We start from the raw sequence: 11,925 nt of genomic DNA, 5'->3' as shown, positions 1-11,925 counted from the left end.
TTAGGTCGGGTATGCTGGAATCACCAAGACGGAAAGACAAGAGGTAAAATTTATGACAATGAACATTACCAGTAAACAAATGGAAATTACTCCGGCAATTCGCCAGCACGTCGCAGACCGTCTCGCCAAACTGGATAAATGGCAAACTCACCTGATTAACCCGCATATCATTCTGTCTAAGGAGCCACAGGGTTTCATCGCTGACGCAACTATCAATACTCCAAACGGCCATCTGGTCGCCAGCGCAAAACATGAAGATATGTACACGGCTATTAACGATTTGATCAACAAGCTGGAACGGCAGCTCAATAAAGTGCAACACAAAGGTGAAGCCCGTCGCGCCGCATCCTCGGTGAAAGACGCCAGCTTCGCGGAAGAAGTTGAAGAAGAGTAATCCTTTAAATTGAGTGTACCGCCAACGCGCCTTCGGGCGCGTTTTTTATTGACAGGGTGAAAACAGTACAGGTACTTTAACGGTATCAATCACAGGATGATGTTATGAAACTTACGCCGTTCTTCTTCGCATTCTTTTTTACCTTCCCCTGACCGGGAGGCGTTTCGTCGTGTGAAAAAGAATGCGAAGACGAACAACAAGGCCTCCCACACCGGGGGGCCTTTTTTATTGATAACGATAAAATGAGACAGGCGACACTATGACACCGGAAAACCCGTTACTGGATCTGCGCGTAAAAATCAGCGCGCTGGATGAGAAATTACTGGCACTGCTGGCCGAACGTCGCATGCTCGCCGTTGAAGTAGGGAAAGCCAAACTGGACTCCCATCGTCCGGTACGTGATATTGACCGCGAACGCGATCTGCTGGAACGTCTGATCCAGCTCGGCAAAGTGCACCACCTCGATGCCCATTACATCACCCGGTTGTTCCAGCTCATCATTGAAGACTCCGTTCTCACTCAGCAAGCGCTGCTCCAGCAGCATCTGAACAAAACTAACCCGCATTCTGCGCGTATCGCCTTCCTCGGCCCGAAAGGCTCTTACTCTCACCTGGCCGCACGTCAGTATGCCGCTCGCCATTTCGAAGAATTTATTGAGAGCGGCTGCGCAAAATTTGCCGATATCTTTAACCAGGTCGAGACCGGCCAGGCGGATTACGCCGTCGTGCCCATTGAAAACACCAGTTCGGGTGCCATCAACGACGTTTACGATTTGCTGCAGCACACCAGCCTGTCGCTGGTTGGCGAGCTGACGATCCCTATCGATCACTGCGTGCTGGTCTCCGGCTCAACCGATCTGAGCAAGATAGAAACCGTCTACAGTCATCCCCAGCCGTTCCAGCAGTGCAGCCAGTTCCTGAACCGCTATCCGAACTGGAAAATCGAGTACACCGAAAGCACCTCCGCGGCAATGGAAAAAGTGGCGCAGGCTAACTCGCCAGCCGTCGCTGCACTCGGTAGCGAGGCGGGTGGCGCGTTGTATGGCTTACAGGTGCTGGAGCGCAACCTGGCAAACCAGACGCAAAATATTACCCGTTTCGTGGTGCTGGCGCGCAAGTCCATCAATGTGTCAGACCAGGTTCCAGCGAAAACCACGCTGCTGATGGCGACCGGACAACAGGCGGGTGCACTGGTTGAAGCCCTGCTGGTGCTGCGCAACCACAACCTGATCATGACCAAACTGGAATCGCGTCCAATTCACGGTAACCCGTGGGAGGAGATGTTTTATCTCGATATCCAGGCCAACCTGAAGTCTGCCTCCATGCAGAAGGCCCTGCGTGAACTGGGTGAGATAACCCGTTCCATGAAAGTGCTGGGCTGCTATCCGAGCGAAAACGTCGTGCCTGTCGATCCAAGCTAACGTTCGATAAAGCGACTTTTCTTCATCCCTGCCACATTTACGGGCAGGGTGAAGATGGCGCCGGAGAGCGGATACTCAGCCACCTCTTCTGCATCCATATTTTCCCGCGTGGTCGTAATGAACAGCGTTTTCATATCATCGCCGCCAAAGCAGACCATCGTCGGGCAACGTACAGGCAAGCGATACTCTTCCAGCTGCTCCCCTTGCGGTGAAAAACGTGCGATACGCCAGCCGTCAAACAGTGCGCTCCAGTAGCAGCCTTCCACATCGACTGCCGCGCCGTCCGGTATACCTTCGCCCTCTTTAAATTGACGAAAGATCTCGCGTCTGCCGGGTTCACCCTGCTCATCAATCGGAGTGCGATAGATCACCCCATTCGGCGTATCGGAGGTATACATCCACCGCTTATCCGGACTAAACGCTAAGCCGTTATGCCCGTGAATATCACACTGGATTACTTTCGGTGTCAGATCGTTGTCGATACGCATCAGCAACGCGCCGTTGTAATCCCCCGGCCCCCAGAACGTCCCCGCATAGAAACGCCCCATACTGTCGGTTCCCCCGTCATTAAAACGCGCCAGCTGTGGGTTAGAGGGGTTATCGCACACCTTACGCTGCAGGAGGCCATGCTTATCGGCAAGCCAGATGCCATTGCGCATGGCCACGATAAACCCGCCGCGTTCACGCAACGCAAAACAGCCCACTTCCTCATGGAAAGAGAGCACGGTGTGTTCTGCCGTTGGCAGATGATATCGGTGGATTTCGCCTTCCAGGATATCGGCCCAGTAGAGCGCATGCTCTTCAGCGCTCCATGTCGGACACTCAGGCAGGTGCCCGGTGTAATTCAACAGCAGCTGCGGTTCAGCCATGACAGTTCCCCAAAATGAAAAAAGCCAGCAATGCTGGCTTTCAGTATATACATCATCGGATTACTGGCGACTGTCATTTGCCTGGCGCAACAGCGTGCGGCTCTCGCTCTGGAAACGCGTGGCGTAATCACCGAACCAATGCTCCACTTTACGGAAACTGTCGATAAACGCCTGCTTGTCGCCATGCTCCAGCAGCGTAATGGCTTCGCCAAAGCGCTGATAGTAACGTTTGATCAGTGCCAGATTATTTTCGGACGACATAATAATGTCGGCGTAAAGCTGGGGATCCTGCGCAAACAGACGTCCAACCATCGCCAGTTCCAGACGATAGATCGGTGATGAGAGCGCCAGCAGCTGTTCAAGCTGCACGTTCTCTTCCGCCAGATGCAGACCGTAGGCAAAGGTCGCAAAGTGGCGCAGTGCCTGAATAAACGCCATGTTCTGATCGTGCTCGACCGCGCTGATGCGGTGCAGTCGTGCGCCCCATACCTGAATCTGTTCGAGGAACCACTGATAGGCTTCCGGCTGACGCCCGTCGCAGTAAACCACCACTTGCTTCGCCAGGCTGCCGCTGTCCGGGCCAAACATCGGGTGCAGACCCAGTACCGGACCCGTATGCGCGGCCAGCATTGCCTGCAGCGGACCATTTTTGACAGAAGCAAGGTCCACCAGGATGCAATCCTGCGGTAAAGGCGGAAGTTTTCCGATGATCTGCTCCGTCACGTGGATCGGCACGCTGACGATAACCATTCCCGCGTCTTTCATCAGTTCTGGCGCCTGGGCCCAGTCCTCTTTCTCCAGAATGCGCACCTGGTAGCCAGAAAGCGTCAGCATTTTTTCAAACAGACGCCCCATCTGCCCGCCGCCGCCGACAATCACCACCGGACGCAGGGACGGACAGAGGGTTTTGAAGCCTTTGTCGTTTTCGCTGGAATAGGATTCGCGCATTACGCGACGCAGCACATCTTCAATCAAATCCGGCGAAACACCCAGCGACTGGGCCTCTTTACGACGGGAAGCCAGCATTGAGGCTTCGCGCTCCGGAACGTAAATCGGCAGGCCGTATTTACTTTTTACTTCACCGACTTCAGCAACCAGTGCCATACGTCGCGCCAGCAGATCCAGCAGCGCCTTGTCCACTTCATCAATTTGATCGCGTAATGCGGTCAATTCAGCAACCATAGCTAACCTCTTAAGCCAGACGCGTCGCCAGCTGGCCATTTAAATCTTTATGGATCTCACGCAGCAGCGCATCGGTGGTTTCCCAGCTGATGCAGGCATCCGTCACGGAGACGCCGTGCTTCATCGCACTGCGCGGTTGTTCAGATGACTGATTACCTTCATGAATGTTGCTCTCAATCATCAGACCGATAATCGAACGGTTGCCGTCTTTGATCTGTGCGACCACGGATTCGGCAACCGCGGGCTGGCGACGATAATCTTTATTCGAATTACCATGACTGCAATCTACCATCAGTGCCGGGCGCAGTCCCGCCTGCTCCATCTCTTTTTCACACTGCGCCACATCTGCCGGGCTGTAGTTTGGCGCTTTACCGCCGCGCAGGATCACATGACCGTCCGGGTTACCCTGAGTTTGCAGGAGGCACACCTGGCCCGCCTGGTTGATACCCACAAAACGGTGCGGCATTGCGGCGGCGCGCATAGCGTTGATCGCCGTCGCCAGACTGCCATCGGTACCGTTTTTAAAACCAACCGGCATCGACAGACCAGACGCCATCTCGCGGTGGGTTTGCGATTCCGTCGTGCGCGCACCAATCGCAGACCAGCTGAACAGATCGCCCAGGTATTGCGGGCTGTTCGGATCAAGCGCTTCGGTTGCCAGCGGCAGCCCCATGCTAACCAGCTCCACCAGCAGGCGACGCGCAATCTTCAGCCCTGCTTCCACATCAAACGAGCCATCCATGTGCGGATCGTTAATCAACCCTTTCCAGCCAACGGTCGTGCGTGGCTTCTCAAAATAGACGCGCATCACCAGATAGAGGCTATCGCTGACCTCCTCCGCTAATGCTTTAAATCGATGAGCGTACTCAATGGCGGTTTCAGGATCGTGAATAGAGCAAGGACCACAGACCACCAGCAGGCGCGGATCGCGACCAGCGATAATGTCAGAAATGGTCTGGCGAGAGTGCTCAATTTGAGCCTCCTGCGCGGCACTCAGCGGGAATGCTGCTTTCAGTTGATCCGGGGTAATTAAAACCTGTTCGTCAGTAATATGTACGTTGTTCAGCGCGTCTTTTTGCATGATGGCGATCCTGTAATGCTCGTTTGCGATAGTTGTTATCCTCGATGAGGTGAAGCACACGATACCACAACAAGTAAAGATTTCAATCCAAAATCCGTAAATATTACTTTACAGATGCTAATTATTAGCAAAAAACAGCCGTTAAATACGTAAACTTTAAATTACACTCCGATTTTCTTCCGCCAGGCTATGCTGAAGAAAAAAGGAGAATCGCTATGCGCTCAATTGCTCTGGTGCTGTTGTTGCTGTTTTTATCGGGCTGCCAGATTAATCCTTACACTTTTCAGCCCCACTGGACGACTCCGGACTGGTTCAGTGCCGGAAAAGAAGACGCCATGAATGGCTTGCCGGTTAAAGATAACCAGACCCTGGCCGATAGTTTTAATGACCCTCATGTTGATCGTAGCGAATATCTCCGCGGCTACGCTGATGGTCAGAAGAAAGTATGCGAAGAGGGTTTTATTCATGCCTGGGGATTAGCGGGCAAATCTTATCCTGCCAGTTGTGATAGTGTTGAAAATGCTGTGAAACTCCGTGCGTCATGGCAAAAAGGAATGGACGAAAGTATGCGTTCCAGCAGACTTAATTAAGTCTGTGTTTATCCCCTGGAAAATAAACCACTGTAGGATTTAGCTTAGGTCAGCCGAAGGCTATTTCTGACATAATGACGGCTCAGACAAACAATGGTATTCTGCCCGCATCTCTTAAGGACATCTATTTCCGGAGCGGTACGGCGGATTCTGGTGAGAAATTCATACTTGATCTCTTTGTTCCGACTCACTCTGGTGTTAATGCTGTTTCTTATGGTGGGCCCGGCGACGGCAGGCGCGCTCACGGAGACGGATAAATCGGTACGTTCGATTGTCTCGGGGATTGTGAGCTATACGCGATGGCCGTCACTTTCCGGACAGCCCAGGCTTTGCATTTATGCCACCTCTCACTACACGCACGCGCTCAGCGGCAATGAAGGGCATACCGAGTTACCCTACACTCCCGTTATTGTCCGTAACGATCGGGAAGCCCTGGACGCGACGTGCGATGCTGTTTATTTCGGGTCTGAACCGCCGGCAAAACAACTTGAATTAATAAGTCAATATCAGGGCAGAGCATTGCTATTAATCTCAGAGCAAAATCCGGAATGTGTTATTGGCAGTGCTTTTTGCCTGATAATCGAACGTGGCCAGGTGCGGTTTTCCGTCAATCTGGATGCATTGACGCGCAGTGGTGTCAGGGTCAATCCCGATGTATTAATGCTTGCACGGAATAAGCAGCATGGATAAAGATTTCACCTCGACGCCACGTCCAACGTTTAAAAGAACGCTGAGGCGAAACAGCATGATAAGCGTCATCATCACGATGACGCTTATATGGCTGTTACTCTGTTTTGCTTCCGTCGTGACGTTAAAACAATACGCGCAAAAGAATCTCGAATTAACCGGCGCCACCATGAGCCACAGTCTTGAAGCCTCTCTGGTTTTCAACGATTCGTTGGCCGCCAACGAAACCCTCGCAGCCCTGGGTAAGCAGGGGCAGTTTGCCGTAGCAGAAGTCATTAACGTACACAAAAAGCGTTTTGCATACTGGTCCTGGAATCCGAAGGATAATAACGACACGCTGGGGGCGCTGGTCAGCCGCTGGCTTTTCCCTGTACCGATTGCACAGCCAATCATGCATAACGGTTCGATGATCGGCGAAATTCGCCTTACCGCGCGTGACAGCCTGATTAGCCACTTCATCTGGATGTCGTTTGCCGTTCTTACCGGCTGTATTCTTTTTGCCACCGTCGTCGCGATCGCCATTACCCACTCTCTGCATCACGGCATGGTCACGGCCCTGCAAAACATCACCGATGTGGTACATGACGTCCGTACAAACCGTAATTTCTCCCGACGGGTGAAAGATGGGCGCATCGAAGAGTTCCACCAGTTTGGTGAAGACTTCAACAGCCTCCTGGATGAGATGGAGGAGTGGCAGCTTAAGCTTCAGGCGAAAAATGCCCAACTATTGCGTACCGCCATGCACGATCCGCTCACCGGCCTTGCTAACCGCGCAGCGTTTCGTAACAGCATTGCGGCACTGATGAACGACCCTTCGGCGAGAATAAATTCGGCCCTGCTCTTCCTTGATGGTGATAATTTTAAGTTTATCAATGACACCTGGGGACACGCGGCAGGAGACTGCGTGCTGATTGAAGTCGCCAGCAGGATGGTGGAATTTGGCGATAAGCGCCATCAGTCCTATCGCCTTGGCGGTGACGAATTTGCCATGGTGCTGTACGGCGTTCATTCTGAGCTTGAAGTTCAACACATTTGTGCTGCGTTATCGCAGCAGTTTATCCGTCCGTTTGATCTGCATAACGGACAAAAAGCATCAATGTCACTCAGCATTGGCTTTGCTCTGGCGTGGGAAAATGCGTCCGTTGAAGCATTACTGGAAAAAGCCGACCGCAATATGTACCAGGTCAAAAACCAGCGTACAAAAACAATAAGTTAGAAAGGATATACTATGTTAAAACGATACTTCGCGCCGTTAGTCCTGGCCTCACTGGTTCTGGCAGGCTGTCAGTCGCCGCCTGAAGGTAAATTCACGCCAGAACAAATTGCAGCGATGAAGTCCTACGGTTTTAACGAACTGAACGGCGACTGGTCCCTGGGATTATCGGATACCATTCTGTTTGATAAAAATGACGCCAGACTCCGTTCCGAAAGTGAAACACAGATCCAATCCATGGCCGCTCGTCTGGCGAAAACCGGCCTGAATCACGCTCGAATGGATGGTCATACGGATAATTACGGCGAAGAAAGTTACAACGAAGCGCTGTCGTTAAAACGTGCCAATGCCGTTGCCGACGCATGGGCAAAGGGAGCGAATATCCCGCGCGAGAATCTCACCACCCGGGGATTAGGCAAAAAATACCCGATTGCGAGCAACAGTACCGCGCAAGGGCGCGCTGAAAACCGCCGGGTATCAGTGGTTATCAGCACGCCATAGGGTTATTTAGCGGATGATTCGGCGAGCGACACGCCTGTTGCCGCTCGCCAGCGTAGCCAGTCGATCAGAATAAACAGCGCCAGACTCCCCCCCATCACAGGCAAAGCCAGCCCCAGTAGCACGCTGATGATGAGCGTAACACCTCTTCCCCATCCTGACAGCGCCAGCCAGCACTGACAAAGCGTTTGTACCGGATTGACTGCCGATTGTGCCGGGCGACGCATCCACCACATCCGGTACCCCCAGATGATAAGCACGCACAGGGCAAGCCCGAAGGCAACGAGCAGCAGCTGATTCACCAGCCCGAATAAAATCCCCATATGGAAATCTACGCCCCAGCGGGTCAGTTTTGCCATTAGCGGGAAATCCTCAAATCGGGTTCTGTCCAGAACCTGCATCGTACCGGGATCAACCGCAACCGCATCCACCTGAGTTGGCCAGCTGCGATCGATTTCCGTCACGGTCCAGGCACGGTCCGCCGTTTTCGCCGGGCGGATCTCAAGCTTGCTGGCATCAATCCCCGCTTTACGCGCCGCGTTTAATACGCCATCAAATTGCGTCAGATCCATCGCCATTTCAGGCATCATCATGCCGGCATGGTGACCGCGATGCTCCGCGTGTTCGTCCATCATGGCAGGCGCACCTGAAAGCGTGGTGTTCACCTGAGGCGTAAGCCAGTTCATTTGTGCCCGGAGTTTATCGACGTTTCCGCCCGCCCACTGCGACCACGTCAGGCCGGTTGCGGAGAACAACAGCATTCCGCCCAGCAGGATCCAGCCTAATACCACATGCACACGACGACGGTTCTGGAAGCGGTTGTTAATCCGCCGTTTCGGTCGGGTATAAAACCACAGGGCAATACCGCCCAATGCGGCAACCCACATCCACGAGGCGGCCAGTTCGCTATAGAGACGCCCGATATCACCCAGCATCAAAGAGGTATGCAAATAATCAATGGTCTGGCGCAGCGGTAAAATCCCGCTAGTGCCGTACACCGTCATATCCCCCAGCACCGTCAGATTTACCGGATCGACAAAGATAGCCCGGTTTTCCGATGGCCCCAGCGTCGGGTCAGCAAACATCACGCGGGTGGTTTCGCCTTCAACCAGCCCCGGACGAACGGCGTGCAAACGCAAATCTGAACCCACGATTTTTTCCGCCACGGCAATTTGGTTCGCCAGCGGCTGCGGCTCGCCCGCGGAATCGGTGTGGAGCGCGTGCCGATAGAGGACATTTTCCAGCTGTGGCGTCGCCACATACAGCGTACCGGTTAACGCAGCGAAGAAGATAAACGGGCCAACAAACAGCCCGATGTAGAAATGGAGGCGACGCAGCAGGTTTCCCCATGCCGCGCGCGGTGTGCAGGTAGTCATACTTTTCCTTTTTAAGGCAAAAAGTTATCGATATTTTTTTAAAGGGAGAAAGCAGACTGCCGCGGCGGCGCGCGGGTATCGGGGTAAAGCCAGGGGAAAAAGTGCCAATGTCTGACCGCCTGACGCGGCGGCTTAAGGCGAAGCCGTTGCAGCACCACGCAGAGCAGGACGATCAGCGCCAGCATCATGCCAGGTACATGCGCTAACAGCACGCAGTAACCGCACGCTTCCGCATGGTCGACAGGCATCGTATGAGGCGTATCGCCATGATGCGCGTCCATCGACATCATGCTCATGTCATGATGCATGCCCGGCATGGCACTCATGGGATCTTTCTGCAAGGAGACGGAGATAAGCGGCGCTACCACGATCAGCAGGATCGCAAACAGCGCGGTCAAGGCCGCTGCGCGTTTCCAGTTGTGCTGATGCAGTACGTTGCCCACTTTCCCTCCATTCAAGAGGCAAGCATTGTAAATGATTTATGACAAAAGGGTTAATGCGAGAGGTGCGATGCGATAAAAAAAGGGCCGGCCTTTCGGCCAGCCCTTTCTAACAGGATGTCGCTTAAGCGAATCTTAGTTCAGACGCTCTTTAATACGAGCAGACTTACCAGTACGCTCACGCAGGTAGTACAGTTTAGCTTTACGTACAGCACCACGACGTTTAACAGCAATGCTGTCAACTACCGGAGAGTGAGTCTGGAAGACACGCTCAACGCCTTCGCCGTTGGAAATTTTACGAACAGTGAATGCAGAGTGCAGACCGCGGTTACGAATAGCGATAACCACGCCCTCGAATGCCTGCAGACGTTTTTTGGAACCTTCAACAACCCATACTTTCACTTCCACGGTGTCACCTGGACGGAAGGAAGGTACGTCCTGCTTCATCTGCTCTTGTTCAAGTTGCTTAATAATGTTGCTCATAATTTAATCTCTTATCCTGGGTAAACTGATATTCGGGAGCGTATTACGCCTTCCCATCATGTTCATGCTGCTGGTTCGCGTGTTCAGTTTTGAACTCGGCCAGCAACTTTGCTTGCTCTTCAGTCAGAGCCAGGTTTTCCAGAAGTTCAGGTCTTCTAAGCCAGGTTCGGCCCAGCGACTGCTTCAAACGCCAGCGACGTATCTCGGCATGGTTTCCAGACAGTAACACCGCCGGGACTTCCATCCCTTCTAACACTTCAGGACGAGTATAGTGTGGGCAGTCCAGCAACCCATCGGCAAAGGAATCTTCCGTTGCCGAAGCTTCATGGCCCAGTACACCCGGAATGAACCGGGCAACGGAGTCAATCAGCGTCATCGCTGGTAACTCACCACCGCTGAGAACGTAATCGCCGATAGACCATTCTTCGTCAATCTCGGTTTGAATTACGCGCTCATCTATCCCTTCGTAGCGACCACAGACCAGAATCAGCTTTTGATTCGTCGCCAGTTCGCTCACGCCCGCTTGATCAAGCTTGCGTCCCTGAGGTGACAGATAAATCACCTTTGCGCCTTCACCTGCCGCGGCTTTTGCTGTGTGAATGGCATCCCGCAAGGGTTGTACCATCATCAACATCCCCGGTCCGCCGCCGTAAGGACGATCGTCCACGGTACGGTGCCGGTCATGCGTGAAGTCACGAGGACTCCAGCTCTGGATGCTCAGCAGGCCATTCTTTACTGCCCGGCCAGTTACCCCGTAATCGGTAATCGCGCGGAACATTTCAGGAAACAGGCTAATTATGCCAATCCACATAGCACCGTCTTTTACCGTTTATCCGGAGAATTTAAAAACCAGGATCCCAATCTACTTCAATGGTTTGAGTAGTGAGATCGACTTTCTTGATAACCTGTCCATCGAGGAACGGGACCAACCGCTCCTTGATGCCAAATGCATCTTTCAGGTTTGCCTTAATGACGAGAACGTCATTTGACCCGGTTTCCATCATATCGATGACTTTTCCCAGGCTATAGCCTTCGGTAGTGACAACCTGGCAACCCATAAGGTCTTTCCAGTAGTAGTCGCCCTCTTCCAGCTGCGGCAACTGCGACGAATCCACGACAATTTCACAATTAGTCAGCGCATTCGCGGCATCACGATCGTCAATGCCTTTCAGCTTGATGATGATGTCCTGATTGTGGTGACGCCAGCTTTCCAGCTCGACCTCTTCCCACTTACCGGCTTTCTGGATAAACCAGGGCTGGTAATCAAAAATGCTATCAGCGTCTTCAGTGGAGGAAAACACTCTGAGCCAACCACGGATACCGTAGCAAGAACCCATTTTTCCCAATACGATCGGTTCAACAGGTGCTTTATTGCTCATCATGACCACCGTGACAGATTAAGCTGCTTTGTTTGCTGCTTTGATCAGCGTAGCAACGCGATCGGAAACAGTAGCGCCCTGGCCAACCCAGTGAGCGATACGATCCAGATCCAGACGAGTTTCTTCTTCTGCGCCAGCGGCCAGTGGGTTGAAGAAACCAACGCGCTCGATGAAGCGACCGTTGCGTGCATTACGGCTGTCAGTGACAACAACCTGGTAGAACGGACGCTTTTTAGCGCCGTGACGAGCTAAACGAATAGTTACCATAACATCCTCTTGTGTGAATAAAACAACCGGGCCCCATCGAGGAACG

The 11,925-nt window shown here is 52.9% G+C and carries 16 protein-coding genes and 1 other annotated feature; of the genes, 7 read left to right on the top strand and 9 right to left on the bottom strand.

From position 1 onward, the window contains the following. Nucleotides 1-52 precede the first annotated feature (52 nt). The 3 genes from raiA (at nt 53) to pheA (ending at nt 1,814) form a co-directional block, all read left to right on the top strand. On the top strand, nt 53-394 hold the full coding sequence (gene raiA, locus O1723_RS05420) for a ribosome-associated translation inhibitor RaiA (protein WP_014884866.1): 342 nt from the start codon (nt 53-55) through the stop codon (nt 392-394). A gap of 103 nt (nt 395-497) precedes the next feature. After that, nucleotides 498-623, top strand: a sequence feature (Phe leader region). Continuing rightward, nucleotides 499-546, top strand: a complete 48-nt coding sequence (pheL, locus tag O1723_RS05415; protein WP_100249759.1) for a pheA operon leader peptide PheL — start codon at nt 499-501, stop codon at nt 544-546. It overlaps the preceding feature by 48 nt. Nucleotides 624-653: 30 nt before the next feature. Continuing rightward, nucleotides 654-1,814 carry a bifunctional chorismate mutase/prephenate dehydratase gene (gene pheA / locus O1723_RS05410; protein ID WP_014884867.1) on the top strand — a complete coding sequence of 387 codons (1,161 nt, stop codon included), beginning with the start codon at nt 654-656 and terminating at the stop codon, nt 1,812-1,814. On the opposite strand, the gene O1723_RS05405 is transcribed toward pheA, so the two are convergent. Genes O1723_RS05405 through aroF form a run of 3 tightly spaced genes read right to left on the bottom strand, consistent with a single transcriptional unit; the run spans nt 1,811 to nt 4,946 of the window. Further along, nucleotides 1,811-2,683, bottom strand: coding sequence for an SMP-30/gluconolactonase/LRE family protein (locus O1723_RS05405; RefSeq protein WP_014884868.1), 873 nt, complete (start codon nt 2,681-2,683; stop codon nt 1,811-1,813). The two genes, pheA and O1723_RS05405, sit on opposite strands and share 4 nt — an antisense overlap. A 60-nt stretch (nt 2,684-2,743) precedes the next feature. Next, nucleotides 2,744-3,865: a bifunctional chorismate mutase/prephenate dehydrogenase gene (tyrA, locus tag O1723_RS05400; protein WP_023337646.1), complete on the bottom strand. Its 1,122-nt coding sequence runs from the start codon at nt 3,863-3,865 to the stop codon at nt 2,744-2,746. Between the two features lie 10 nt (nt 3,866-3,875). Then, on the bottom strand, nt 3,876-4,946 hold the full coding sequence (aroF, locus tag O1723_RS05395) for a 3-deoxy-7-phosphoheptulonate synthase AroF (RefSeq protein WP_014884870.1): 1,071 nt from the start codon (nt 4,944-4,946) through the stop codon (nt 3,876-3,878). Between the two features lie 215 nt (nt 4,947-5,161). On the opposite strand from aroF, the gene O1723_RS05390 reads away from it, so the two are divergent. The 4 genes from O1723_RS05390 (at nt 5,162) to O1723_RS05375 (ending at nt 7,937) form a co-directional block, all read left to right on the top strand. Next, nucleotides 5,162-5,536: a DUF2799 domain-containing protein gene (locus O1723_RS05390; protein WP_014884871.1), complete on the top strand. Its 375-nt coding sequence runs from the start codon at nt 5,162-5,164 to the stop codon at nt 5,534-5,536. Nucleotides 5,537-5,737: 201 nt separating this feature from the next. Then, a complete protein-coding gene (gene yfiR, locus O1723_RS05385) occupies nt 5,738-6,226 on the top strand; it encodes a regulatory sequestration protein YfiR (RefSeq protein WP_072169712.1) in 489 nt (162 codons plus the stop codon). Beyond that, on the top strand, nt 6,219-7,439 hold the full coding sequence (gene dgcN, locus O1723_RS05380) for a diguanylate cyclase DgcN/YfiN (RefSeq protein ID WP_014884873.1): 1,221 nt from the start codon (nt 6,219-6,221) through the stop codon (nt 7,437-7,439). Before yfiR ends, dgcN begins: the two co-directional genes overlap by 8 nt. Nucleotides 7,440-7,451: 12 nt before the next feature. Beyond that, a complete protein-coding gene (locus tag O1723_RS05375; RefSeq protein WP_014884874.1) occupies nt 7,452-7,937 on the top strand; it encodes an OmpA family protein in 486 nt (161 codons plus the stop codon). 2 nt (nt 7,938-7,939) lie between these two features. Here the strand turns inward: O1723_RS05375 and O1723_RS05370 are convergent, their stop codons facing one another. The 6 genes from O1723_RS05370 to rpsP form a co-directional block, all read right to left on the bottom strand. Beyond that, the gene (locus O1723_RS05370; RefSeq protein WP_023337650.1) at nt 7,940-9,310 is read right to left on the bottom strand and encodes a PepSY-associated TM helix domain-containing protein; all 1,371 of its coding nucleotides are present in this window, start codon (nt 9,308-9,310) and stop codon (nt 7,940-7,942) included. 38 nt (nt 9,311-9,348) lie between these two features. Continuing rightward, on the bottom strand, nt 9,349-9,753 hold the full coding sequence (locus O1723_RS05365) for a DUF2946 domain-containing protein (protein WP_248190653.1): 405 nt from the start codon (nt 9,751-9,753) through the stop codon (nt 9,349-9,351). Between the two features lie 132 nt (nt 9,754-9,885). Further along, nucleotides 9,886-10,233 carry a 50S ribosomal protein L19 gene (gene rplS, locus O1723_RS05360; protein WP_002914145.1) on the bottom strand — a complete coding sequence of 116 codons (348 nt, stop codon included), beginning with the start codon at nt 10,231-10,233 and terminating at the stop codon, nt 9,886-9,888. Between the two features lie 43 nt (nt 10,234-10,276). After that, a complete protein-coding gene (gene trmD, locus O1723_RS05355) occupies nt 10,277-11,044 on the bottom strand; it encodes a tRNA (guanosine(37)-N1)-methyltransferase TrmD (RefSeq protein WP_014884877.1) in 768 nt (255 codons plus the stop codon). A gap of 31 nt (nt 11,045-11,075) precedes the next feature. After that, complete coding sequence (rimM, locus tag O1723_RS05350; RefSeq protein ID WP_003863136.1) at nt 11,076-11,615, bottom strand: ribosome maturation factor RimM; 540 nt, start codon at nt 11,613-11,615, stop codon at nt 11,076-11,078. A 15-nt stretch (nt 11,616-11,630) separates the two neighbouring features. Beyond that, complete coding sequence (gene rpsP, locus O1723_RS05345; RefSeq protein WP_003863133.1) at nt 11,631-11,879, bottom strand: 30S ribosomal protein S16; 249 nt, start codon at nt 11,877-11,879, stop codon at nt 11,631-11,633. Between the last annotated feature and the right edge of the window lie 46 nt (nt 11,880-11,925).

This window comes from Enterobacter cloacae complex sp. HYC080_NIDB, from assembly GCF_056673325.1.
The sequence above is the reverse complement of the archived record's forward strand: the minus strand, read 5'-3'. Positions and strand labels throughout refer to the sequence as shown.

Excerpts from the sequence above, each read along its gene's own strand:
- O1723_RS05375 (WP_014884874.1), top strand. The coding sequence starts at position 7,452 with ATGTTAAAACGATACTTCGCGCCGTTAGTCCTGGCCTCACTGGTTCTG.
- raiA (WP_014884866.1), top strand. The coding sequence starts at position 53 with ATGACAATGAACATTACCAGTAAACAAATGGAAATTACTCCGGCAATT.
- O1723_RS05370 (WP_023337650.1), bottom strand. The coding sequence starts at position 9,310 with ATGACTACCTGCACACCGCGCGCGGCATGGGGAAACCTGCTGCGTCGC.
- pheA (WP_014884867.1), top strand. The coding sequence starts at position 654 with ATGACACCGGAAAACCCGTTACTGGATCTGCGCGTAAAAATCAGCGCG.
- rplS (WP_002914145.1), bottom strand. The coding sequence starts at position 10,233 with ATGAGCAACATTATTAAGCAACTTGAACAAGAGCAGATGAAGCAGGAC.
- O1723_RS05405 (WP_014884868.1), bottom strand. The coding sequence starts at position 2,683 with ATGGCTGAACCGCAGCTGCTGTTGAATTACACCGGGCACCTGCCTGAG.
- rimM (WP_003863136.1), bottom strand. The coding sequence starts at position 11,615 with ATGATGAGCAATAAAGCACCTGTTGAACCGATCGTATTGGGAAAAATG.
- dgcN (WP_014884873.1), top strand. The coding sequence starts at position 6,219 with ATGGATAAAGATTTCACCTCGACGCCACGTCCAACGTTTAAAAGAACG.
- yfiR (WP_072169712.1), top strand. The coding sequence starts at position 5,738 with ATGCTGTTTCTTATGGTGGGCCCGGCGACGGCAGGCGCGCTCACGGAG.
- O1723_RS05390 (WP_014884871.1), top strand. The coding sequence starts at position 5,162 with ATGCGCTCAATTGCTCTGGTGCTGTTGTTGCTGTTTTTATCGGGCTGC.
- aroF (WP_014884870.1), bottom strand. The coding sequence starts at position 4,946 with ATGCAAAAAGACGCGCTGAACAACGTACATATTACTGACGAACAGGTT.
- tyrA (WP_023337646.1), bottom strand. The coding sequence starts at position 3,865 with ATGGTTGCTGAATTGACCGCATTACGCGATCAAATTGATGAAGTGGAC.
- trmD (WP_014884877.1), bottom strand. The coding sequence starts at position 11,044 with ATGTGGATTGGCATAATTAGCCTGTTTCCTGAAATGTTCCGCGCGATT.
- rpsP (WP_003863133.1), bottom strand. The coding sequence starts at position 11,879 with ATGGTAACTATTCGTTTAGCTCGTCACGGCGCTAAAAAGCGTCCGTTC.